Here is a 22,825-nt window from a genome sequence, read left to right as displayed (position 1 = left end):
AAATGGCGGAAGCCAGAAAGCCTGCCCTGATGCCGAATTGATCGGTTCGTTTCTTTTACCCGTCCGCGCGGCACGCATGCCGCGCAGACGCTTCTTGTACTACTTCTCTGTCTATGTAAATCCTTTCAAAGAACTCTTTCTTTCTGTGCCGACGGAACAAGCCGTGCGGCTCGTTTCGTAAAGCGAGTGCAAAGGTATAAAGAAAAAACATACGCTCCAAATGTTTCGGGGATTATTTTTTCAAAAAAGATGTATTTTTCTTCTTCAGCAGCTATGCAACGAGCCTCCACATTATAATATAAGACCCTTCCGGAGAGATAGATGAAGAGGGGGGCAAACAGGACTTATAAGGCAATACATTCCAAAGGGAACGGATATGGGTAAGGTGACCAATAATAAAAGGACTGCTTCTATTCAAAAAACAGAAGGCAAAGGGGGGACAAAATCTCTGGGGCTCTCTTTGGGGATTCTTCCTTTAAATGCGTGGATGCTTTCCGTATAGCTTTAAGGGAAGAACCGAAGTGATCCATTCAACAAAAACACAGGCAAGACTGTCTAAGCTGCCTATTCTATCATCATCATCCGATACAAAAGCCTTTTCAATTTAATACGTCGGAAATACAGACAGGATTTTGAAAAACCTTTACATAATTCCAAACAAATCATCTGAAAATATAAAAAACACGTGCAAAAAGCAAGTCCGCAACCAGCAGTAAATCAATTGGTTATCAGGCCGTTTGTAAAAGGTGCCTGATTGGACTTCAAAAGGGCGTTGGTAACACGCCAATAGAGCACCTGTTGCACGTCAATCAGGCCTCTTTCAGAAGCCAGAAGGGCATGTGCTGCTTTTCGTTGCATGAAAACAGTTTACAAACACCGATGGTATGGAAACAAGTTGTCTGTGGAAGACGGAAAGACAGGCTGATGGTCAGGCATCGTATCAATCTGCCTTTCCTGCATCTTATCTTTCAGTTCATCCTCCTTTTTAAGACCATCCGGTTTCGGACAGCCAACCCCTGCAAGTACATAAGCCTTTATTCTTCCAATCTATGCATTCAATGGAAGAAACTCTTTTTTAAGCTGAAAACTATTATGATCCTATCTTCCTTAATTCCGCAACCGTTCCAATCCTTTCATCACATTGCTGTCGATGTCCATAGGATATGTTACTTCACCTATATTGACAGCTTTTGCAGCATACAGTCTACCCTAATCCTATAATTTCCACTTTCCCGTAACCGACTTAGAGCAACTACTCTGTCTTTATACCATTGTATAAACATTTGGGTAGACTATACTGGACTTAACCACGGAAGTTCTGCACTGCGCCTTTCTTCTTTTTCCTTTATTCCAATGACTTGCGTATTTTTTGAGTTCAAGCGGGAAATTTCAGCCAACTGTAAAGGATAACCGCTACCCAAAAGCTAATACCCCGCCAACTGCGGTTGTCTTGACATTCATGAGGGGGTTGAAACTGTTAATCGGAGAGAAGGGTTCCTGAATCCTGAGCATTGACACACCTGCAAGACTGCCCGAAACGTCAAGAGCCGGATTCAAGTCTATCAAAAGAGCCAGCTGTTCCTGCGGATTTAAGAAATCCGCCACTTAATTATACCCCATCTGCCTACGACAATGCGCGGAGCTTCGATACGGCAGGTATCATCGCTCCGCGCATTCCGTCAATCACTCCAGACACCTTTCACCTTTGTCCAATCCGGATTATAAAATGTCCTCTCCTCACCTTCCTCGAACATCAGAGGGTTTTCTTTGCTGTCCGCATGGTCGTTTTCACTGCCACTACCTGCTGCAAGCGGAAGTTCTACCACTACCGGGACTTCCCAGATCCTGGGCGGAATATATGCTCTTTTCATCATCTTATTTTTTTAGTTTACAACAACTTTCACACCATTCACGATATAGAATCCAGCCGGCAGCTTCATCGTTCTGCCTTCACCGGCATCAAGCATTACTGCTTCAATCTTCATGCCGTTTGCATTGTAGACATTGAGCCGGACCGGCCTCGAAGCCGTTGCCGTGATGTGCCCTTTTCCGGTCCGGACGACAAGGTCGGCTTCATGGCCGAGGTCGGTGATGCCTGTTGCCGTATTGTCATAATCGGCAACGACATCAAAGCCGATCATCTCCTTAGCACCCTGACCGCTTCGGGTGTAGCGGTAGCAGGCGCGGAACGGATAAACGTAAACTGACGGATACGCCGGGAGGAGATTTCTGGAACTAAGGAACCTGTCTCCGGAGAAGTAGAACACCTTATCTGCATTTTTCTCCAGCTTCATGCCAGCATAGGATCCGTAGTTGCTGAACTGATAAACGGTGCCGGCAATCGTGCCGGTCGCCTTTTCTCCAGGATAGGTGTAACCGGAGGCATCCTGTATGTCGGCAGATGCCATCACATCCGCACCGTACTGTGTAGCGATGAAGGAGATCGTCTCATCCGCAGGAGCGTTGACGACCTTGACCATGTAAGGTACATTCGCCTCGGTGCTGCTGCCCTCAACCCGGTCGAACTTTGCCGAAGCATAATAGTTGCGGGCTGAAGCCGTCTCCGGGTTCTTCAGGAACAGACAGTCCGTCTCGTGCATCTTCAGCACCTCGAACGAACAGGCATCCTCTGTAGCATTGGTGTGGACACCGTCTGTCAGTGAGAGCGTGAACGGCAGGATAATAGAAGCATTCACCACCTTTCCGTTCTTCGGAATGGTGATCTCGCGCCTGTAGGTCGCATAGTTCTCGTTGGGAACGGTAATCCTGTACGGTGCATAGAACGGCTGCCGGTCGGTGATGACGATGTTCTTGCAGGCACGGTAGTCACCGCTCTTCGTCTTCTGCACGTAGTTGTCCTCATTGTAGTTGGAACGCTCGGGGAAGTAGATCAGACAGTTCGGGTTCAGCAGTCCCTTCATGCGGTCCATCTCTTTCTTCTCCGGGATATGGACAGAGTACAGGTCGGTATAGTCAAGGTAAAGCACCTCATACCCCGTAGCATGCTTGGCGGCAAGCTCTTCCGTGAGAGCCTTCTCCATCATCGGGACCGTCAGATAGGCATTGCCCGTAGGAATCTTAGCCCCTGTCTGCGTATCAAGTGCGATGAACTTACCGCCGTACATCGGCTTGTCCGTATCATTGCCGTCGAGGTTGTAGCAGGTGTGGTCGTAAATCCTGGTCAGCTCGCACCTGGCTGTGTAGTCCTTGACGATGAGGTCGATGTCCATCAGGTAGTAGGCATAGTAGCGGTGTTCCATTGCCGTGGTCGGAGCAAGGTTCCATCGCGTCTCGTCTCCCGTGAAGAGATAGCATTTCTTTGAATTGTTGACGGCAATCTCAATGTCTTCCGTAAAGGTCCCTCCCTGCTCACCATAGAGTGCCTCAGAGTAAGGATACTCCTTCAATGTGGTCGGTGTCGCACCGGTATTACCGTTGTCCAACTCGTCAATGTTGCTGTACTTGAAAGGTCTGTCACCACACATCTTGGTGCTCACCTTCATGTCGGCTCCTTCCCTGCCCGTAGCTGTGTACTGCTTTCCGTCGCCGAAGCTGTTGTAGTAGTCTGACTTGACAAAGTAGTAGCGTGCATGGCGGGTTCCACCGGGATAAGTGCTGTCACCATATTTGCTGTACAGGTTCTCGAAGGTGAATTTGCACCGCTGCGTGTCACCTATGAAGTCCTTCGGCACATAGAAAAGGAACTTGCCGCCGGAGACCTGGAAGTCGTTGGAGGTGAACTGCTGCATCAGCGTAGGGCCGTTTGCCTTCAGTGAATGGCAGATGATGTCGATGGAGTTGACGAACGGGTCCAGTGCCTCGAGTGTCAGTTCAAAGGTGACGAGTGCCTTTGAACCAGAAGCCAGACCGGAGACCTCGAACTTGACAGCATCGTTGTTCAGATTGGGCACATCGATGGTTCCGTCAGCCCCTGCGGTTACCTTCACCTCCTTGTAAGGAGTGTCCTTGTCCGTTCCATAGACCTTCAGTGTGTACGGTGAAGGCGTGAAGCCCGGGTTGACAGTCTGTCCATGTGCCTGCGAGTAGGTGGCAAAAGAATTGCCCCTTTCTTGCAGCTGGGCGTTGCCCCTGCGGTCAGGCATAGAGATGTACAAAGTCTTGCCATCAATCAGCCTTCTGATATGATCACCATCCTTCTGAAACACAGAAGCCTGTGCAGGACTTTGGGTCGGATACAGATAATACGTTCCATTTGCATAATGAACATACAGATAACGTCCCTCGCTATAGAGATTACCTGTAACGTTCATTGTCCAGACCACCGGCCTGTTTTCCATCCACTTGCCATCTGGCTGAAGATAGAAAGTCTTAGTAACAAAGGTTTTTCTTTCTTTTGCCGTGATATAGAAGCCATCGTCATGACTGACACTTCCTTCCCCTGCCGATGTACCATAATGATACTTGATCTTGGCACCCGTGATACGATACCCCAGCGGGATGTCTGTTTCGTCCTGCGACTTGGTCGAGGTGGGTGTCTCTATATAGTAGGTGTTATTGCCCACAGCATAATAGAGTTTTCCGCCGTTGCTGATTGCCTGGATGTCACCGGCCTTTGCGGTTGTCGGCAGCTTCTTGTCATTTGTGACGGCATCCTGCTGATAGAGATGGTTGTTCGCCATAAGCTCTCTGACATTCCGGTAGTCGTAGCTGAAATAGGTCACGCCGCTTTTGCTGTTCGGTTTGATTACACCCAGGTCCAGTTTGCTGGTGGCGAAAGGAACATCCACCATGTTGACACCGTCCTTGATGATCATGGAAGGCGACCCCGGCGCCACATTGGCCTGGAAAGGCCCTTCCGCCGTGAAGTAAAGCTCGCACGATTTGATGGTTACTCCATAGAACTCGTCCCGCTGCCGCCAGAAGTAGAAGTAAAGGTTGTTGCCCATGTCGGTTTCTTCCCTGCTGGTCCGTGCAATGACATACTCCTTGGATTCATTGCTTCCTCCCATTTCATCTGTTTTCGCTTTTGGACGACTAATATCAAACTTTTCATCCGTTTCGTACATTACCTTGTTCATGCTGGCAATCGGCATGGTGTTGACCGTTTTCCGATTAACGTTGTTCAGCAGCACGATGCGGTAGCCGGTAAAGCGGAAGCCCTTGGGCAGGGAGATGTTCATACTGGTCGTAACGTTCTTTCCACCCATTATGACATACATTCCCTGCCCGGCATCCAGAGAGATGTTTCCTGCCGGGTCTTTCAGCTGTCCGCCTTCCACCAGGTCCGTCTTGTCGGAGACTGTAAGCGTCAGCGGCAGCTGGTTGTGCCGCCACAGAGAACTCCAGCCATGCTGGAAACCGATCTCGTTGTCATAGGTCAGAGCTGCGACCAGCTTTCCAGAACTGGGACTGATGGTTACGTTCTGCGCTTTAGAGACGGAAAAAGAGACAAGTATTGTCAATAACATCACCACACGCTGAAACGGGTTCAGCCTTCGTCCCCTCCTTTTTAATTTTAATAAAGACAAATGCTTCATAAAAACTTAATTTAAGTTCGTAAATATTTGTATTGGTCTCATGAATATCAAAGTAATTTCATACTGATTTTTTCAGACAACCCTTTAAGTTGAAACATTGATTTCACAAATTTAGGAAAACATTCCAGACCCTCCAAAAGCCTTTACAGACAACTGATTTCGCAATATTGACTAATATGCGCATACACACATTTTGACGGCTATTCAACTAATTATGAAATTAAATTTACAGAATTGAAACCGTCAATTCGTACAAAAAACGTTACAACAAGTACTATACAATGGCACAGACCAGAATCTATGGCGGGGGAGACAAAGCAGTTGAAGAAACTACTGAAGTTGCTGAAGAAACTACTGAGGATGCAGAAGAAACTGCTGAGGCAACCACCCATAAAGATAAAACTAAACCAGAGAAAGCAACATTGTGTTGTTTTTTTTTATTAAATTTGCCCAGCCATAGCCAACAGCCGTAAAGGGCATACCGTCTGGCCTGACACAATAATAAAATCAAAGAACCTGTGTATGGATCACAACTTGATATATTCCCTGGGGTGTTATTCCTTTATCCTTTCCTGCATCTTTTTCGCAGCAATAAGATGGGGACACGTATGCTCTCCCTATGTGAAATATGCAGACCAGTTCTTCCCCGCACGGAAAATAAGCATTTTCTTTCTCCTCCTCACCGTCATCATGTTTCCATACGTATTCCATCCGATGCGTACAGAGACGTGGATACTGGTGAAGTTCTACGGTATTCTCGTCATGCCGACGACATGGATAATGCTGTTCCACAAGTACTTTGACCCTTCAGGCTATAAACGGGAGAAACACAAGCTGCACCTGATAGCATCAGTTCCGATACTGACAGTCCTGCTACTCTTTGTCCTGAGCATTGTCCCGAAAAATCTTTCTGAACAACAAATCAACCAGATAACCTACATCGGAACCGGCATCGGCGCATTCCTTTTCGGCTATCTTGTCTATTCGACCTTCTGGCTCTATCGCAAGACCAATGAATACAACCAGGACAACTACTCCAACGAGGAAGAGTTCCCGGTACGTTTCGCCAATTACGTTATCTGGCAGCCACTGGCGTACACGCTGACAGGCTGGATCGTACTTTTCGCAGACAGCCGCCTGCTGAAAGCCTGCTTCGACTTCCTGCTCAGCGGCTGGCATATCGTCATCCTGCTTGCCTCCCTCCACCCCAACCGCAGCAATGCAGATGCCATGCAGAAACTGGACGAGGTGATAGCACAATACATCAAGCGAAAGCATCTCATTCCACAACCCGATTACAACGAGCCGGAGAATACAGTAAGCATCAGTGCGGAAAGGGTGAACCTGATAAAGGCAGACATTCTCGAGATCGTAGAGCGGAGGCAAGGCTTTCTCAATCCCCATCTGACACTTGCCTCCGTGGCGGCACAGACCGACTACGGACGGACCTATGTCTCAAAGGTCTTCAAACAGGAGTTCGGAGGATTCTATAATTACATCAACCGGCTGCGGCTGGCCTACGCGGCCCGCTATGCTGACGAACACCCGGAAGCCAGTCAGGACGAGATAGCCCGACAGTCGGGCTTCAGCAGCCGCGTCAGCCAGTGGCGGGCAGCCGGGCGACTGGCGAGAATAGAGGATGCGACCGACTAAAGAAACAGCCATGAACCAGCAGATAAACCTCTTCAACAGTCTCCTGTTTACCGAATGGGCCACGCTTGCCACCTTGGGTATATGCCTTCTTGCGCTTCAGAAACACAAGAAGCCAACCTACCCTATCTATACAAGGGCACGTTACCTGCTCGCCATCGACTTCCTGCTTTTCGCCCTGGATCCTTTTCTCTACTGGCTGACGGAGGAGGGCATCTGCCGGATTCCGCAGCTGGGAGTCATCGGCCTGGGTCTGTACCTTGTTGTGGCAGTACTGCTTTCCATGACTTATATCCCGTTTGTCCAGCCTGACTACATCACCCGCAAGAAGGTATTCCTCAACATCCTGCTTCTTGCCGGCAGCCTTTCCGCCCTCTTCTCCGGAGCTGTCACTGGCGGTGTCTTCAGTCTGGCAAGCCGCATTGCGGTGACGGCAGTGCTTCTGGTGACGGTCTGCCTTTTCGGAATCCGCTTCTACAGCTACTACCAGAAGGCACAGCAGAAGATGGACAACTTCTATGCTGACAACTTCAAGCAGTCCATAACCCGTCTCTCAAGCTCGGTAACGCTGATTGTTATCCTGGGAATCTCAAGCTGTTCCGCACCTTTCTTTCCGCACTGGGGAATAGCCATTCACAAGACGCTCTGCTTTCTCTCAGCCATCTACGTGTTCCTGTCGTTCATCAATTACATGTTCAATGTCGATTTCGTCGCACTGGCTGTCGGACTGCCCCAGGAGAACGGAAGGCTCAGCAAAAGCACCATAGAGAAACTCCAGCGGCATACCCGACGCTGGCAGGAAACGCCCGGAGCCCTGACAAAGAACATCACGATCAACGATGTCTCCCGCCAGCTGGGCACCAACCGCGCCTATCTCTCACTCTATCTCAACACGTATCTGGACACGACCTTCACAGAGTGGATAGGACGTATCCGGCTCAGGAAAGCCAAGTCGCTGCTGGCATCCGATGCCATAATGACCATGGAGCAGATTGCGGAGGCTGCAGGATTCACGTCGGCCTCGGCGTTCAGCCATTACTTCAAGGCGCATGAAGGACTATCGCCAAAGCTATGGCGCAGACAGAACCGGCACAGGAAAACAACACAAGCCGAAGGAAAGGAGGATACAGAATGAACAGCCCGCTCTTCGACAGCATCTATTATTACATACTGCTTTATCTGACGATTACCCCGTGCATATTCGCACTGAGCCTGGTCTTCACGGTCTTTCCCAACCACGACGCCGACAAATGCTACCGACAGGCCCGTTATGCCATCGCCACAGGTCTGCTGCTGGCTTCTGCCCTCTGCTTCATTCACTGGTACTTCCGTCTCAGAGAACAGTCTCTTTACTATTCCGTCGCAATCAGCCTGGGTGCGCTGTACCCTGCCCTTGTCCTATTCATCATGGCATTCAGCTCCATCATACGCCAAGAGAACATCAGGCCGGAACACCTGGAACGCAATTTCCTCCCCGCCATCGCCTGCATCATCCTCCTGTGGGGAGGAGGATTCGGCGGCAGTGCCATCCGCCTCACCCTACTTGTCGTCGTCTCAACGGTTTTCCTCACAGAGATCGTCATCCTCTGCCGGATGATGCGGAAATCGCTCAACAGACAAACAAGGACACAGAAGCAACAGCCTTCTGTCAATGCTTTCATACAGTGGCTGCAACGTTCCATGTACTGGGGCATCGCCATTGGAGTAACGGGAGTCGCCGTCATGATGGTCAGCAAGAAGGTCGCCCTTCTGCTGCTGTCCGGTTTTGCCATCTACCCCTGCTACCTTTTTGTCTCCCTTCTCAACTATGCCATGCACTTTGAAAAGGAAGCACAGGAACAACAACCCTCCGCACGCTCAAGGCAACAGAAGAAAAACAGGAAGATAGAAACCGACATACGGCAGTGGACAAGTGAGAAGCGGTACATGAAGAGCCAGCTGACACTCAACGATGTGGCACACCAGCTGCATACCAACCGCACCTATCTCTCACAATACATCAACATGGAGCTGAACATGCCCTTCGGCACCTGGCTGTCACAGCTGCGCCTGAAAGAAGCCAAGCAGATGCTTGCAGAAAATGCTTCGCTCAGCATCACGGAGGCTGCTCTGGCCTGTGGCTTTTCATCCGTCAGCAACTTCTCCCACCTCTTCACTGCCCTGGAAGGGATGACACCGCAGCAATGGAGAAAAAAGCAAGGGGACAAGGGGAAGCCGTAAACAGCGGGGGGACATTCCCGATTCCGGCAAATATCAAATGCCCTTGTCAACGACGGACCAGCGTGGAACCTTCAGAACGCGCCTTACACTGTCTGCGTCCTGTAAAGCCTAAAGGTCATGGGGGAAAGCGTGATTTCCTTTCAACCGGCAGCGCACTCATTGTCACGGGGGAAGCAAGCTCCCATCAGCAAATGAAGAACGCCAGCCTTTGCCTTCTGCCACAAGCTGTCCCCGTCCAGACGGCAGACCGCCTGCGCGTGCGCCCTCAACACGACGGGTGACGGGCATCCACACGAGCGGTGTCAGGCATCAACACATCAGCAGGAAGGCAGATCCTGTGCAGGCATACGCACTGCTGTGAATGACCGTCTTATGCGAAAATGCCCAACGGACGGCACTCAATAGAAATCAAAGCATGCACCGTTCAGAAAAGCAAACATCTGCAGGACACAGCGTGCATGGGCAAAACCAATCCGCCTCTCCTACACTCTTTCTTTCATCCATGCCATCTGGCAGGACGGCAGACATAATCACTTGAAACTCAAAACAGAAACGGTGTTCTACTAATTTTTGTTTTTTAGCCGTGATTTTTTGCTAAAAAACCAAACCTCCTTTGCGTATTTATAGAATAATATGTAACTTTGCACTTCAAAATCAGATTATGAAGAAAAGAATCCTCGCCGGCCTCTGTGCAGTGCTGCTCCTTACAGGTTGCGCCCATGAATATAATCAGGTCTACAAGACAACCAACAATGATTATAAGTATGAGTTTGCAAAAGAATGCTTTACAAAAGGCAAGTACGGCTTCGCCGTGCCGCTGCTGCAGGATCTCGTCACCGTAGAGAAAGGAACAGACAACGCCCAGGAATGTCTTTACATGCTGGGAATGGCGGAATACGGGCTGAAAGACTATCAGGCCGCCTCGGAGACTTTCAAGAAATACTACCAGACCTATCCGCGCGGACAGTATGCCGAGATGGCATCGTTCTACATCGGACAGAGCCTCTTTGAGGGGACACCGGAGCCGCGGCTCGACCAGACCCCTACCGTCGCGGCCATTGCCGCCTTTCAGGATTATCTCGACATCTATCCGAACGGAAAGCTGAAGGGAACGGCCCAGCAGCGGCTGTTCGCCCTGCAGGACAAACTCATCCGAAAGGAATATCTCAGTGCGAGACTGTACTACAACCTCGGCTCTTATTTCGGCAACTGCACCAGCGGCGGCAACAACTACGAGGCGTGCATCATCACGGCGCAGAACGCCCTGAACGACTATCCTTACAGCAATATGCGCGAGGACTTCGCCGTTCTCGTCATGAAGAGCAAGTTCGAGCTGGCACAGATGAGCGTCGAGGCCAAGAAGCTGCAGCGCTTCCAGGACGCCGAGGATGAATGCTACGGATTCATCAATGAATACCCCGACTCCAAGGAACGGAAGACCGCCGAGGAGTATATCCGGAAATGTAAGGAAATCACAAAGGATTAAGAATAACAGACTTAAAAAACATAGACAACAAGAATGGATTACAGGAAGTCAAAAGCACCGTCGAATACGGTAACCCGGGATGTTCAGGAACTTTGGAAAGAGACCGGCAACATCTACGAGAGTGTTGCGATCATTGCAAAGAGAGCCAACCAGATCTCGGTTGAGATCAAACAGGACCTGAGCAAGAAACTTGCAGAATTTGCTTCTTACAACGACTCGCTCGACGAGGTCTTCGAGAACCGCGAGCAGATCGAGATCAGCCGCTATTACGAGAAACTGCCGAAACCGACCCTGCTCGCCACACAGGAGTTCCTGGAGGGAGAGGTCTACTGGCGTGATCCTTCTAAGGATGCCCTGAACGAGGAAGAATACTGATCATGATACAACGGAAACAAACGGTCTTCCTGTTCCTCGCCCTGCTTGTCACCATCGCCTGCCTGTGCCTGCCTGTCGGCAGCTTCGAACCGGAGGGGATGGGTACGGAAAACCAGCTGATGAATCTCTGGCTGAGCGATGCGGACGGCGGAAAGAACTTCAATGTATGGGCACTGTTCGCCATCCTGCTGGTGACGTGCCCGATGGATCTTTTTGCGATTTTCGATTATCATAACCGCAGGCGTCAGGCACGCTTCTGCATGTTCTCCATGCTGATGATCGCAGGCTGGTATGTCGTCTACGGCGTGTTCAGTCAGGTGCTTATGACAGGCTTCACGTTCCACGTGGCGTTCGCCGCCTGCCTGCCGCTCGTCGCCTTCATCCTCCTGTGGCTTGCCCGCCATGCGATTCTTGCAGATGAGGCGCTGGTGAGGGCGGCCGACAGAATACGATAAGAGAAACAGCCCTTGGGAGAGACAGCCCCGGACGGTCCGCACCGTCCGGGGCTGTCTCTTTTGGGTCTGCCCCAAGGCACATCGCTCCAAGGTCCGGTACCGCCGTCTGGGAACACGGTTCCCGGCCACCGGGATTCCGGTTCCCAACGGCTGGGAATGTCATTCCCGACGGCCGGGAACCGGAGTCCCAATGCCTCTCCCCCTGCCTCCATGCAGGCACCTTCCCGGGTACAGCCCGAACCGCATGGGAGTGCCCGGCGGGCAGAAACCACACCCGTCAGGCCGGAACTTTTCTATTCGTGAGAGGACAAGACGAGTCTTCAACTGATATCATGCGTTCTGCACGGCAGACATCTACACATTTGACGGAAGAATCAAAAAAAGGCAAAAGCAGCCATGGTTTGCGAATAATTTAGTAAATTTGCAGACAGTAAGAATATATATTCGATTTAATCATCAATATGAACGTTTTAGAATTATCGGAGCAGGAGATCGGCCGTCGCCAGAGCCTGCTGGAATTGCGTGCGATGGGCATTGATCCCTATCCGGCAGCAGAGTTCCCCACCAACGCTTACTCTACTGACATCAAGGCGCAGTTCAAGGAGGGCGAGCAGCGTGAGGTCGTCATCGCCGGCCGTATGATGGGGCGCCGTGTCATGGGCAAGGCCTCCTTCGCAGAAATACAGGACAGCAAGGGCAGAATCCAGGTTTACATCACCCGTGACGACATCTGTCCGGGTGAGGATAAAGACTTATACAACAAGGTATTCAAGAAGCTGCTCGACATCGGCGACTTCATCGGTGTCAAGGGTTTCGTCTTCAAGACACAGATGGGCGAGATTTCTGTTCATGCCAAGGAAATCACGCTGCTGTCGAAGAGTCTGAAGCCGCTGCCGGTCGTCAAGTACAAGGACGGCGAGGCATACGACAAGTTTGAAGATCCCGAGCAGCGTTACCGCCAGCGTTATGTCGACCTCGTCGTGAACGACGGCGTGAAGGATACTTTCCTCAAGCGCGCCACCGTCCTGCGTACGATGCGCCGCTTCTTCGACGAGGCGGGATATACGGAAGTGGAGACACCGACGCTGCAGAGCATTCCCGGCGGTGCGAGCGCGCGTCCGTTCATCACCCATTTCAATGCGCTCAACATCGACATGTATATGCGTATCGCCACGGAGCTTTACCTGAAGCGGCTGATAGTCGGAGGATTTGAAGGTGTCTATGAAATCGGAAAGAACTTCCGCAACGAGGGCATGGACCGCTTCCACAACCCGGAGTTCACCTGCATGGAACTTTATGTGCAGTACAAGGACTACAACTGGATGATGTCGTTCACCGAGCAGCTGCTGGAGAAGATCTGTACGGAAGTGAACGGAAAACCGGAGGTGCAGATGGGCGACAAGACCATCAGTTTCAAGGCTCCTTTCCGCCGGCTGCCTATCCTCGACGCCATCAAGGAGAAGACGGGCTTCGATCTCGCCGGCAAGTCGGAGGAGGAAATCCGCCACATCGCCGTAGACGAACTGAAGCTGGAAGGCATTGACGAGAGCTTCGGCAAGGGGAAACTGATTGACGAAATCTTCGGCGAGTTCTGTGAGGGGACGTTCATCCAGCCGACCTTCATCACCGATTATCCTGTCGAGATGTCGCCGCTGACGAAGATGCACCGCTCCAAGCCGGGGCTGACAGAGCGTTTCGAGCTGATGGTAAACGGCAAGGAACTGGCGAATGCTTATTCCGAGCTGAACGACCCGATCGATCAGGAGGAGCGATTCCTCGACCAGATGCACCTGGCCGACAAGGGAGACGACGAGGCGATGATCATCGACCGGGATTTCCTCCGTGCGCTGCAGTACGGCATGCCGCCGACCTCCGGTATCGGCATCGGTATCGACCGTCTGGTAATGCTGATGACCGGCAAGGAGTACATCCAGGAAGTATTGCTCTTCCCGCAGATGAAGCCGGAACCGAAGATTCCGCAGTCGTCCGTCAAGGAGTGGGCAGAGCTGGGCGTGGCAGAATCCTGGGTGTATGTGCTGCGCAAGGCCGGTTTCAACCTCATCTCCGACATCAAGGACGAGAAGGCACAGGGTCTGCAGCAGAAACTCGGTGAAATCAACAAGAAGTACAAGCTCGGATACGAGAAGCCTTCTGTTGACGAGATCCAGCAGTGGATTGAAAGAGCAAAAGAAAAGTAAAAGAGTAAAAAGGGTGAAAAGAAAGAAAGTGAAAAGGTGAAAAAGTGAAAGTAAAAGGAAGGATGGAAAGATGATGACAAGGGGAGGTATAAGCTAAGATGTAACAGGGAAGGCAGAAAGCAGGACTGTTGTGAAAATGTCAGGTCATGATGTATCGCCCGCCTGCTTTACTTTCTTGCTTTTCACCCTTTTATCTTTTCACCTTATTTACCTTTTTACTTTTGAAAGTTATGTTCGACCTCGGTAAAATAGCAATCATCGGAAGCGGCAGCTGGGCAACGGCTATCGCCAAGATCGTCGTGGAACATACGCACCATATCGGCTGGTATTTCCGGCGTGACGACAGGATAGAGGAGTTCCGGCGGAGAGGACATAATCCGGCTTACCTTACTGCCGTGCGGTTCAATCTGGACGAGATCGTCTTCTCTTCCGACATCAACAGGATCGTACAGGAATACGACACGCTGGTGTTCGTCACGCCTTCTCCCTACCTGAAAGCATTGCTGAAGAAACTGAAGACAAAGCTCTCGACGAAGCTGGTCGTGACGGCTATCAAGGGAATCGTACCTGACGAGAACCTCGTCTGCTCTGAGTATTTCCACGAGGCTTACGGTGTCCCGTACGACAATCTCGCCGTCATCGGAGGTCCTTCGCACGCCGAGGAGGTCGCCATGGAACGGCTCACCTATCTTACCGTGGGCTGTGCAGACCTCGACAAGGCACGTGCCTTCACGGAGGTGCTGGCTTCCGGCTATGTCAAGACCAAGACCTCGCCGGACGTTCTGGGCATAGAGTATGCTTCCGTCCTGAAGAACGTTTATGCCATAGCGGCCGGCATCTGTTCCGGTCTGAAGTACGGCGACAACTTCCAGGCGGTACTCATGTCGAACGCCATGCAGGAGATGGAACGTTTCCTCAATACGATCAATCCCATCCGGCGGTCCATCATCGACAGCGTGTATCTCGGCGACCAGCTGGTGACAGGGTACAGCAGGTTCTCGCGCAACCATACTTTCGGTACGATGATCGGCAAGGGATACAGCGTCAAGTCGGCGCAGATTGAGATGGAGATGATCGCCGAAGGCTACTTCGGAACGAAGTGCATGAAGGAAATCAACCGGCGGCTGCACGTCAATATGCCCATTCTCGATGCCGTCTACAATATCCTCTACGAGCGCATCAGCCCGCAGATTGAAATAAAATTATTAACAGACTCATTTAGATAAACGCAAATGGAAAGTATTAAGTTAGACATTTCAAAAGCCGCCCAGTTCTTGAATCCGGGCGCAGTAGAGGCTTATGCTCCTCATGTGGCTGCCGCACAGGAAGCACTGGAGAAGGCTACTTGCCCTGGCAATGACTTCCTCGGATGGCTGCATCTGCCGTCGAGCATCACGCCGGAGTTCCTCGGTCAGATCCAGACAGTAGCCGATACGCTCCGTGAGAAGTGCGAGGTGGTTGTCGTCGCAGGTATCGGCGGTTCCTACCTCGGTGCCCGTGCCGTCATCGAGGCCTTGGGCAACAGCTTCGCATGGCTTGTCAACGACAAGAAGAATCCTACTATCCTCTTTGCAGGAAACAATATCGGTGAGGATTATCTTGCTGAGCTGACAGCTTACCTGAAAGGAAAGAAGTTCGGTGTCATCAATATCTCCAAGTCGGGAACGACGACAGAGACCGCCCTTGCTTTCCGTCTCTTGAAGAAACAGTGTGAGGACCAGCTGGGCAAGGAAGCTGCCCGGGAGGTCATCGTGGCCATCACCGACGAGCACAAAGGGGCTGCACGTGCCGCTGCCACCAAGGAAGGTTACAAGACCTTCATTATTCCTGACAATGTCGGCGGCCGCTTCTCCGTCCTCACTCCGGTAGGTCTGCTGCCGATTGCCGTAGCCGGTTTCGATGTGAAGAAACTCGTCGAGGGCGCACAGCAGATGGAGAAAGAGACTGCAAACGACGTTCCTTTTGCAAGCAATATCGCTGCCCGATACGCTGCGGTACGGCAGGGACTGTACTCGCAGGCAGGCAAGAAGATCGAGATTGTCGCCAACTTCCAGCCGAAGCTCCACTTCTTTGCAGAGTGGTGGAAGCAGCTCTACGGCGAGAGCGAGGGCAAGGACCACAAGGGCATCTTCCCTGCAGCCTGCGACTTCACGACCGACCTGCACTCGATGGGTCAGTGGATTCAGCAGGGCGAACGTTCTATCTTCGAGACGGTAATCTCCGTGGAGCAGCCTGACGCCAAGCTCCTCTTCCCGCATGATGATGAGAATCTTGACGGACTCAACTTCCTTGAGGGGAAGCGTGTTGACGAGGTGAACAAAATGGCGGAACTGGGTACCCGTCTGGCACACGTTGACGGTGGCGTACCGAATATCCGTATCAGCGTTCCGGCATTGAACGAGTATTATCTCGGTCAGCTCATCTACTTCTTCGAGAAGGCCTGCGGCATCAGCGGTCTTGTCCAGGAGGTGAATCCTTTCAACCAGCCGGGTGTCGAGGCTTACAAGAAGAATATGTTCGCTCTTCTCAACAAGCCGGGCTACGAGGCTGAAAGCAAAGCCATCCAGGAGCGGCTGACCAAGGAGAAATAAACGCCTCACCCAATCTCTTCCGAGAGAGGGGGATACAGAGGAGGCGGCCAGCTGGAAGACCTCCCCCACAAAGGTGCGTCAGGAGCCCCCTCCTTCTGGAATCAAGTGTCATCCATAAAGAACAACCGCTATCAAAGAACAAAAAGCTCAATGATAGCGGTTGTTTGGGTTGATGAAAACCGTCAGAGCCAATCCCTATGAAAGGATTCTCCTCCCTGTTCTACATTTCAACACCCCCTCATTGTGGGGACAATAACAGGTCATGAAAGAAAGAAAGTAAAAATGTTATCCCATCAACAGCAAGACATCCCCTCCGCCGGAGGGGTTCGCAACGGTTTCAAGGCCGTCCTCTTCGACATGGACGGTGTCCTCTATGACTCAATGCCCAACCACGGCATTGCCTGGCAGCGCGCCATGAAGGAGTTCGGCATCCACTTCACCCTCGAAGATTCGTATGCGACGGAAGGGGCACGCGGAGTCGATACCATCCGCAGGTATGCCAAGGCACAGCTCGGCAAGGAACTGAGCGAAGCGGAGGCGCAGAAGATATACGATGTAAAGGCACGTTACTTCCATGAGATGCCGGAAGCAAAGATCTTCGATGGCGTAACAGACCTCATGCGGAAGATCAAGGCCAGCGGACTGAAGATAGGAATCGTGACGGGAAGCGCACAGCGTCCCCTCATCGAACGCATCACACGCGACTTCGCCGAATATGTCGCCCCCGACCAGATAACGACAGCCTTTGATGTGAAGCGGGGGAAACCGGCTCCCGACCCCTATCTGACGGGACTCCGGAAAGCCGGCGGCTATGCACCGTCAGAGGGCATCGTCGTCGAGAATGCACCGCTCGGAGTACGTGCCGGTGTGGCTGCCGGCTGCTACACGGTGGCTGTCAACAGCGGTCCGCTCCCCGACGCCGCCCTTTTAGAGGAAGGAGCCGACCTCCTCTTCCCTACCATCCGTGCCTTTGCGGACAATTGGGAACAGGTATTCCACAGGCAGGTTATCAATAAATTCCAATAGTTTCCCTCCTTTTTGCAGACAGGATTTCCCTTTCCCGTGAAAGACGGCAACGGACTATGCGCCGAAAGAGAAAGCCGACAATGGCAGGAGACGATCCACTCGCAGAGGCATTGTTTTCCCTTACGGATGACGGACCGCCGCCGTCACTCATCCATAAGCACGGTATCTGGACGAAAAACGGATCAGGGAAGAATATCATTGCTGACCGGTAGGCATTTGCACATAAGACGGTCATCCCTCTTGTATATGCCCGTCGTGACCGGAATGAGCCTGACCGCCTGCCGACGTGCCGGTGCCCGCCACCATCCGTGCCGTTGGCGAACACCAGTCGTTTTGAGGGTCAGCACAAGTGCGACAATGTCTGGCCGCGGATATGCGACAAGTGACATAAACATCCCCGCAGAAATGACCTCCCTATTTATCAGAACATCCCCGTTTCGTTACCCGCCATTGCAAGCATACGACCGGCAGCCTCCTCCGCTTCTGCACAGCTGCTCTTTTCCGGCCGGAAGACATCAATATCATTCATCAAGCGCATGATCGAGCGCCCCATCGCATAGGCGAGATTCACGGGGACAGCATTGCCGATCTGCCGGTACTGTGCGGACAGACTACCACAGAAAGACCAGTCGTCCGGGAAAGTCTGAATCCGGGCATACTCCCTGACGGTCAACGGACGCGTCTCGGTAGGATGACACCGCTCCGTCTGTTTCTGAGCGGGCGAACATGTCAGCGTAAGCGAGGGATCGTCCATTGCCAGCCGGCGGGCCATGCCCGTCTTGCCTCCTCCCAGATAATAGCTCGCCCCCATATAGGCCTTCTGTTCTTTCTCCGGCAGACTGCGCCAATCCTGTCCCTCGGGCACAAGTTCCAACACACGCCGTTTACGTTCAGGATAAGCCTGCCCTTCCGAAGACGGAACGTCACAGGAGAACAGGTCTCCCTTGAAGAAAGCATCCCGAAGGGTCATTATGCGGTGATAGGGCGAGGGCCAGCGGAATGTGACGTGCCCAGAAAGGTCATTACGCAAAGCCACAAGAAAGAGCCTTTCACGCTTCTGCGGAACTTTGTACATGACAGCTTTCAGCACCCGTGGCTCAACAAGTGTATAGCCCAGTTCCGCAATGGTTCCCTTGATGACACGCAGGGTGTTTCCCCCATCGTGGGACAGCAGCCCCTTGACATTCTCACAAAGAAAGACCTTGGGCTGTATTTCCCGCACAGCACGGGCCAGTTCAAAGAACAGCGTCCCGCGTGCATCCTTCATGCCGCCTTTCTTGCCGGCATACGAGAAAGCCTGACAGGGAAATCCACCCGTCAAAAGATCGACCTTTCCGCTTAACGGTGAAAAGTCGACACGGTGAATATCCTCGTTTAATACATTCCAGTCCGGACGGTTCCTGCGCAATGTCCGGCACGCCACAGGCTCTATCTCATTCAGCAGAACATGTCTGAATCCGGCCTTGTGAATACCTAAGGCCAATCCTCCACAGCCGGCGAACAGCTCAACAGAAGTGAAACTCCGGCGAGGTTTTACCGTTGCTTCTGCATCCCAGCCAGACTCCAGCATAGCCTTGACCGCCGGTTTGTCCGTGAGGTCTTCCATATTGAACCCTTTGCGTCCATTCCTGTCGATACGAACAGGATAAACGCCCTGTTCGCCCCACGTCTGAACCGTACGCAGAGAAGTCCCTAAGATGTCCGCCAGGTTATTTTCAGATAAAAACATGGGCATTAAATTCCTCCTCTCTCTCTTATTTCGGCTGCAATCGACTTCACTTTCTCCCTGACCAGCTGACTTCCGTCAATCTTCTCTTCCTCGACGACCTCACCGAAGGCATGTGCCAGACGATGGTAGAAGTTTTTGTCTCCCGTTATGTGTTCCCAGAAAGCTGCACCGATATAGACAGGACAGAACTTGTCTACATTCCGATAGTTTCCCGACAATTCAGACGGTTCACCGTAAAGTACTCCGACCATCATGTCGGTAATCCTTATGTCAAGACGATCCAGACGAGCCTTGTTCTGGAGATGTGTAAAATGTCCCAATATCGTCGCGACATCATCTTTGTTGATCGTCTGCGGACCTGCCTTGCACTGGCAGTATTTCCGGCGTCCGTCAAGTGCATCGACAAATTCTATGTCTATGCCATCAATCCCCGAAGCGTTCCCGACGACCTCGGCCAGACTGGAAATGAAAATCTGCACATTCTGACCGAAGCTTGTATTGATGCTCGTACCTAATATGCGGGGATATACGAGAGCCTTTGCAATAGATTCCGGCTCGGTATCGCCACACAAAAAAGAAGCAAGATAATTCACCAGGAAAGGATTTACGTTAAAGTTCTTCAGTCGCAGAGAACTTAGTCCCTTCAAATGGGTCGGGTATGATAATCTCACGGAAATACTGCTTTCCTTTATAGATGATAGACAGCTTCTGTTCCTCGTTCATAAGCATAGCGTTTTGGAGAATGCAAATTTACAAAAAAATATCGGATTATATACCGGCTGCCTATAAAGAACTCTCGGTTATTCCCTTCAACGGAAGATACGGATCCGGCTGTCTCTACGAAAAGACCCGCCTTCCATCTGCTTGCCAGACGGAAGGCGGGTCGCCGTATTCCGGAGGGATGTTCAGAGGCCATGCGCCTCTGCGCTCCGGACAGGAATGAATTGCCGGACAGAAAAACGGGATGGGGAAATCCCCTGCCCTCCTGTCATGGAACGGCGATTCACTTGACAGGAATCTCCTCCAGTGTCTGTACCAGGAGTTTCCAGAAAGGCTCGACGGTTGAAATCTCAAGACGCTCCTTAGCGGTATGCGGACTGCGGAGCGTAGGACCGAGACTTACGACATCCATGCCCGGATACTTGCCGAGAATGACGGAACATTCGAGGCCGGCATGGTCTACCTGCACGATGCCCTCTTCGCCGTTCTGCTCCTTGTAGACTTTCTTCAGGAGGTTGAGTATCTCGCTCTCCGGGTTCGGATCCCAGCCGCCGTACTGTCCGCTGAAGACCGTCTTCATACCTGCCATGTTGAAACAGCTCTCCAGCTGGGCAGAGATATAGTCGCGCATATCCTCCCGGCTCGAGCGGGCCAGGATCTTGATGGCGGCCTTGGCCGGGTCGATGTCGATGATGGCGAGGTTCGAGGAGGTCTCTACCACATTCGGATAAGACGGGATCATACGCAATACTCCATTGTGACAGGCATAGATGGCATCGATGAGGTTGTCCTGGATTTCCACTGGAAGAAGGCTTCCGGGCTTTTCAGTCTCCTCGACAAAAAATTCCACGTTCGGCTCGATTCCCTTGAACTCGTCCTCGAGGAGTGCCTTCTGGCGGGCAACCATCTCCTTCAGTGCAGCGACATTGGCCTGCGGCAGGGCAAGGACTACCTCTGCCTTGAACGGGATGGCATTGCGCATATTGCCGCCCTGCCAGCAAGCCAGCCGGGCATCCAGTCCGGTGACAGCCTTGCGTACCAGTCGTACCATTTCCTTGTTGGCATTGGCACGTCCTTCGTTGATTTCAAGGCCCGAGTGTCCGCCGCGCAGTCCTTTCAGGGTAACCCTGACAGCTGCCTGCTGGTCGTTGACGACCTCCTTGTACTCCAGGGTCGATGTGATGTCGACACCGCCGGCAGAACCGATGACGAACTTTCCCCATGTCTCCGAATCGAGATTCATGAGGATGTCGCTGTGCAGTTCGCCTCCGGGCATTTCGTTGACACCGAACATCCCCGTCTCCTCGTCACGCGTAATCAGTGCCTCTACAGCCCCATGCTTCAGGCTCTTGTCCTCCATGACCGCCATGATGGCCGCAACGCCTACACCGTCGTCAGCACCAAGCGTCGTATTGTCGGCATATACCCATCCGTCCACGATATGGGTCGTGATCGGGTCGGTTTCGAAGTTATGATTGCTGTCGGGAGCTTTCTGCGGCACCATGTCCATGTGCGCCTGCAGCAGAACAGTCTTGCGGTTCTCATATCCCGGTGTGGCAGGCTTGCGCATGACGACATTGCCGCCGGCATCCACGTATGCCTCGACACCGACTCTTGCAGCAAAGTCCAGCAAGAACTTCTGCACCTTCTCTGGATGTCCTGACGGACGCGGAACCTGTGTCAGATCATCAAAGTTTCTCCAAACACCTTCCGGCTTAAGATTTCTGATTTCACTCATAATGTTGATTTTAAAAGGTTATTAAGTTATGGATTGTTTATCTGTCCTTTTCTTTCATTGCCCTGATATTTCATTCTTCTACCGGCCGGATAAGCTCTGCCGGGCTCGCCAGTGAGACGGGCGTATGGGTAAAGCTCAATGCTATCCACGCATATACGCCCAGAAGGACAACCAGCAACGTCTGGAGAGTATGCACGATCAGGACAAAAAACAATGCCTGGTTGTCCGCCACGCCATAGAGGATGAGCATCGTCTTGACGGCGAAATGCCACGGTCCAGCTCCGTTCGGTGTCGGCACGATGACGGCAATAGAACCTACCACAAAGCTGACCAGCGCACAGGAAAGGCCGAGATGTGCCGTCGAATCGAAGCAGAAGAAAGTCAGGTAATAATGCAGGAAATAGCTCCCCCATATCGCAAGACTGTAGAAAAGGAACAGGGGGATGTTCCTTACTTTCCGCAGCGAACCGATGCCTTGCCATATACCGGTCAGCATCTCCTTCACCTTATTATATAAAGCCAGACGACGCAGCACATAATAGAAGAGGATGACAGAGGCTATGCCGCAGACAGCCGTCACCAGCCAGCCTGTTGCCGAGAACATCCCGAAGACGTCGTCGATGCGCGTGCCGGTCCTTGAGAAGAAACTGGAAAACACTGCCAGCTGCATGAAGAAGGCGACGGCAGTGATGAGCAGAACGATGAGCGTATCGACAGCCCGCTCCGTTACCACCGTACCGATTGCTTTCGGAAAAGGCACCTTGTCGTACCGGTTCAAGACACCGCAGCGAGCAAACTCGCCGATACGGGGAATCAGCAGACTGACGGCGTAAGACAGGAAGACCGCATTGACGCAGACCGACGCACGGGGGTGCTCGCCGATGGGTTCGAGGCTCTGTTTCCATCTCCATCCACGGAAAGCCTGTGCCAGAACGCCGAAAGGGAGAGAAAGAAGCATCCACGTCCAGTCCATCTCATGAAAGAGGACATGACGGATGCTGGAGAAGTCGAATCCCCTATACATCCAATAAAGGATCGCACTTCCAAGCAGTAACGGCAATGCAATCTTCACAGTATAGTTGAACAGTCTCTTCGTCTTCATATAATGGAGCAAAGATAAGGAAAATGCTTTTAAATGC

At 51.9% G+C, this 22,825-nt stretch carries 18 protein-coding genes; 12 read left to right on the top strand and 6 right to left on the bottom strand.

Annotated features, from left to right (window positions below; all coding sequences use genetic code 11):
* Positions 1 to 181, top strand: a 181-nt coding sequence (locus HMPREF9141_RS13685; protein WP_218916011.1) for a hypothetical protein, incomplete at its 5' end; no start/stop codon positions are given.
* A gap of 1,498 nt (positions 182 to 1,679) precedes the next feature.
* On the opposite strand, the gene HMPREF9141_RS04590 is transcribed toward HMPREF9141_RS13685, so the two are convergent.
* Positions 1,680 to 1,874, bottom strand: a complete 195-nt coding sequence (locus HMPREF9141_RS04590) for a hypothetical protein (protein ID WP_007367345.1) — start codon at positions 1,872 to 1,874, stop codon at positions 1,680 to 1,682.
* 9 nt (positions 1,875 to 1,883) lie between these two features.
* On the bottom strand, positions 1,884 to 5,429 hold the full coding sequence (locus tag HMPREF9141_RS04585) for a hypothetical protein (protein WP_007367344.1): 3,546 nt from the start codon (positions 5,427 to 5,429) through the stop codon (positions 1,884 to 1,886).
* A gap of 350 nt (positions 5,430 to 5,779) precedes the next feature.
* On the opposite strand from HMPREF9141_RS04585, the gene HMPREF9141_RS13325 reads away from it, so the two are divergent.
* The 11 genes from HMPREF9141_RS13325 to HMPREF9141_RS04535 all read left to right on the top strand — a co-directional run bounded on the left by HMPREF9141_RS13325 (position 5,780) and on the right by HMPREF9141_RS04535 (position 17,499).
* Positions 5,780 to 5,971: a hypothetical protein gene (locus tag HMPREF9141_RS13325; RefSeq protein WP_156792419.1), complete on the top strand. Its 192-nt coding sequence runs from the start codon at positions 5,780 to 5,782 to the stop codon at positions 5,969 to 5,971.
* A 49-nt stretch (positions 5,972 to 6,020) separates the two neighbouring features.
* Positions 6,021 to 7,151, top strand: coding sequence for a helix-turn-helix transcriptional regulator (locus HMPREF9141_RS04580; protein ID WP_040554260.1), 1,131 nt, complete (start codon positions 6,021 to 6,023; stop codon positions 7,149 to 7,151).
* 10 nt (positions 7,152 to 7,161) lie between these two features.
* Complete coding sequence (locus tag HMPREF9141_RS04575; RefSeq protein ID WP_156792418.1) at positions 7,162 to 8,283, top strand: helix-turn-helix domain-containing protein; 1,122 nt, start codon at positions 7,162 to 7,164, stop codon at positions 8,281 to 8,283.
* Entirely contained in the window at positions 8,220 to 9,368 is a 1,149-nt protein-coding gene (locus HMPREF9141_RS04570) for a helix-turn-helix domain-containing protein (protein WP_257009562.1), read from the top strand. Before HMPREF9141_RS04575 ends, HMPREF9141_RS04570 begins: the two co-directional genes overlap by 64 nt.
* A gap of 661 nt (positions 9,369 to 10,029) precedes the next feature.
* Positions 10,030 to 10,854, top strand: a complete 825-nt coding sequence (locus HMPREF9141_RS04565; RefSeq protein WP_007367337.1) for an outer membrane protein assembly factor BamD — start codon at positions 10,030 to 10,032, stop codon at positions 10,852 to 10,854.
* Positions 10,855 to 10,887: 33 nt separating this feature from the next.
* Positions 10,888 to 11,229, top strand: a complete 342-nt coding sequence (locus HMPREF9141_RS04560; protein ID WP_007367336.1) for a DNA-directed RNA polymerase subunit omega — start codon at positions 10,888 to 10,890, stop codon at positions 11,227 to 11,229.
* Between the two features lie 2 nt (positions 11,230 to 11,231).
* Complete coding sequence (locus HMPREF9141_RS04555; RefSeq protein WP_007367335.1) at positions 11,232 to 11,684, top strand: DUF4293 domain-containing protein; 453 nt, start codon at positions 11,232 to 11,234, stop codon at positions 11,682 to 11,684.
* Between the two features lie 461 nt (positions 11,685 to 12,145).
* Complete coding sequence (gene lysS / locus HMPREF9141_RS04550; RefSeq protein ID WP_007367334.1) at positions 12,146 to 13,882, top strand: lysine--tRNA ligase; 1,737 nt, start codon at positions 12,146 to 12,148, stop codon at positions 13,880 to 13,882.
* Between the two features lie 230 nt (positions 13,883 to 14,112).
* Entirely contained in the window at positions 14,113 to 15,108 is a 996-nt protein-coding gene (locus tag HMPREF9141_RS04545) for an NAD(P)H-dependent glycerol-3-phosphate dehydrogenase (RefSeq protein ID WP_007367333.1), read from the top strand.
* Between the two features lie 6 nt (positions 15,109 to 15,114).
* On the top strand, positions 15,115 to 16,473 hold the full coding sequence (locus HMPREF9141_RS04540; RefSeq protein ID WP_007367332.1) for a glucose-6-phosphate isomerase: 1,359 nt from the start codon (positions 15,115 to 15,117) through the stop codon (positions 16,471 to 16,473).
* Positions 16,474 to 16,755: 282 nt separating this feature from the next.
* On the top strand, positions 16,756 to 17,499 hold the full coding sequence (locus HMPREF9141_RS04535; RefSeq protein ID WP_007367331.1) for an inorganic diphosphatase: 744 nt from the start codon (positions 16,756 to 16,758) through the stop codon (positions 17,497 to 17,499).
* A gap of 421 nt (positions 17,500 to 17,920) precedes the next feature.
* On the opposite strand, the gene HMPREF9141_RS04530 is transcribed toward HMPREF9141_RS04535, so the two are convergent.
* The 4 genes from HMPREF9141_RS04530 to HMPREF9141_RS04515 form a co-directional block, all read right to left on the bottom strand.
* Complete coding sequence (locus HMPREF9141_RS04530; protein ID WP_257009561.1) at positions 17,921 to 19,228, bottom strand: DNA cytosine methyltransferase; 1,308 nt, start codon at positions 19,226 to 19,228, stop codon at positions 17,921 to 17,923.
* A gap of 5 nt (positions 19,229 to 19,233) precedes the next feature.
* The gene (locus tag HMPREF9141_RS04525) at positions 19,234 to 19,821 is read right to left on the bottom strand and encodes a PmeII family type II restriction endonuclease (RefSeq protein WP_503121329.1); all 588 of its coding nucleotides are present in this window, start codon (positions 19,819 to 19,821) and stop codon (positions 19,234 to 19,236) included.
* Between the two features lie 410 nt (positions 19,822 to 20,231).
* The gene (locus tag HMPREF9141_RS04520) at positions 20,232 to 21,686 is read right to left on the bottom strand and encodes an aminoacyl-histidine dipeptidase (protein ID WP_007367327.1); all 1,455 of its coding nucleotides are present in this window, start codon (positions 21,684 to 21,686) and stop codon (positions 20,232 to 20,234) included.
* A 70-nt stretch (positions 21,687 to 21,756) separates the two neighbouring features.
* Positions 21,757 to 22,788: a lysylphosphatidylglycerol synthase transmembrane domain-containing protein gene (locus HMPREF9141_RS04515; RefSeq protein WP_007367326.1), complete on the bottom strand. Its 1,032-nt coding sequence runs from the start codon at positions 22,786 to 22,788 to the stop codon at positions 21,757 to 21,759.
* Positions 22,789 to 22,825: the final 37 nt, after the last annotated feature.

The organism is Prevotella multiformis DSM 16608 (assembly GCF_000191065.1).
GTDB classification, from domain to species: Bacteria; Bacteroidota; Bacteroidia; order Bacteroidales; family Bacteroidaceae; genus Prevotella; species Prevotella multiformis.
The sequence above is the reverse complement of the archived record's forward strand: the minus strand, read 5'-3'. Positions and strand labels throughout refer to the sequence as shown.

Bases quoted from the DNA above. Each gene is read 5' to 3' on its own strand.
- HMPREF9141_RS04515 (WP_007367326.1), bottom strand. From the start codon at position 22,788: ATGAAGACGAAGAGACTGTTCAACTATACTGTGAAGATTGCATTGCCG.
- HMPREF9141_RS04560 (WP_007367336.1), top strand. From the start codon at position 10,888: ATGGATTACAGGAAGTCAAAAGCACCGTCGAATACGGTAACCCGGGAT.
- HMPREF9141_RS04570 (WP_257009562.1), top strand. From the start codon at position 8,220: ATGGCGCAGACAGAACCGGCACAGGAAAACAACACAAGCCGAAGGAAA.
- HMPREF9141_RS04575 (WP_156792418.1), top strand. From the start codon at position 7,162: ATGAACCAGCAGATAAACCTCTTCAACAGTCTCCTGTTTACCGAATGG.
- lysS (WP_007367334.1), top strand. From the start codon at position 12,146: ATGAACGTTTTAGAATTATCGGAGCAGGAGATCGGCCGTCGCCAGAGC.
- HMPREF9141_RS04535 (WP_007367331.1), top strand. From the start codon at position 16,756: ATGTTATCCCATCAACAGCAAGACATCCCCTCCGCCGGAGGGGTTCGC.
- HMPREF9141_RS04585 (WP_007367344.1), bottom strand. From the start codon at position 5,429: ATGTTATTGACAATACTTGTCTCTTTTTCCGTCTCTAAAGCGCAGAAC.
- HMPREF9141_RS04555 (WP_007367335.1), top strand. From the start codon at position 11,232: ATGATACAACGGAAACAAACGGTCTTCCTGTTCCTCGCCCTGCTTGTC.
- HMPREF9141_RS04565 (WP_007367337.1), top strand. From the start codon at position 10,030: ATGAAGAAAAGAATCCTCGCCGGCCTCTGTGCAGTGCTGCTCCTTACA.
- HMPREF9141_RS04540 (WP_007367332.1), top strand. From the start codon at position 15,115: ATGGAAAGTATTAAGTTAGACATTTCAAAAGCCGCCCAGTTCTTGAAT.
- HMPREF9141_RS04520 (WP_007367327.1), bottom strand. From the start codon at position 21,686: ATGAGTGAAATCAGAAATCTTAAGCCGGAAGGTGTTTGGAGAAACTTT.
- HMPREF9141_RS04530 (WP_257009561.1), bottom strand. From the start codon at position 19,228: ATGTTTTTATCTGAAAATAACCTGGCGGACATCTTAGGGACTTCTCTG.
- HMPREF9141_RS13325 (WP_156792419.1), top strand. From the start codon at position 5,780: ATGGCACAGACCAGAATCTATGGCGGGGGAGACAAAGCAGTTGAAGAA.
- HMPREF9141_RS04580 (WP_040554260.1), top strand. From the start codon at position 6,021: ATGGATCACAACTTGATATATTCCCTGGGGTGTTATTCCTTTATCCTT.
- HMPREF9141_RS04590 (WP_007367345.1), bottom strand. From the start codon at position 1,874: ATGATGAAAAGAGCATATATTCCGCCCAGGATCTGGGAAGTCCCGGTA.
- HMPREF9141_RS04545 (WP_007367333.1), top strand. From the start codon at position 14,113: ATGTTCGACCTCGGTAAAATAGCAATCATCGGAAGCGGCAGCTGGGCA.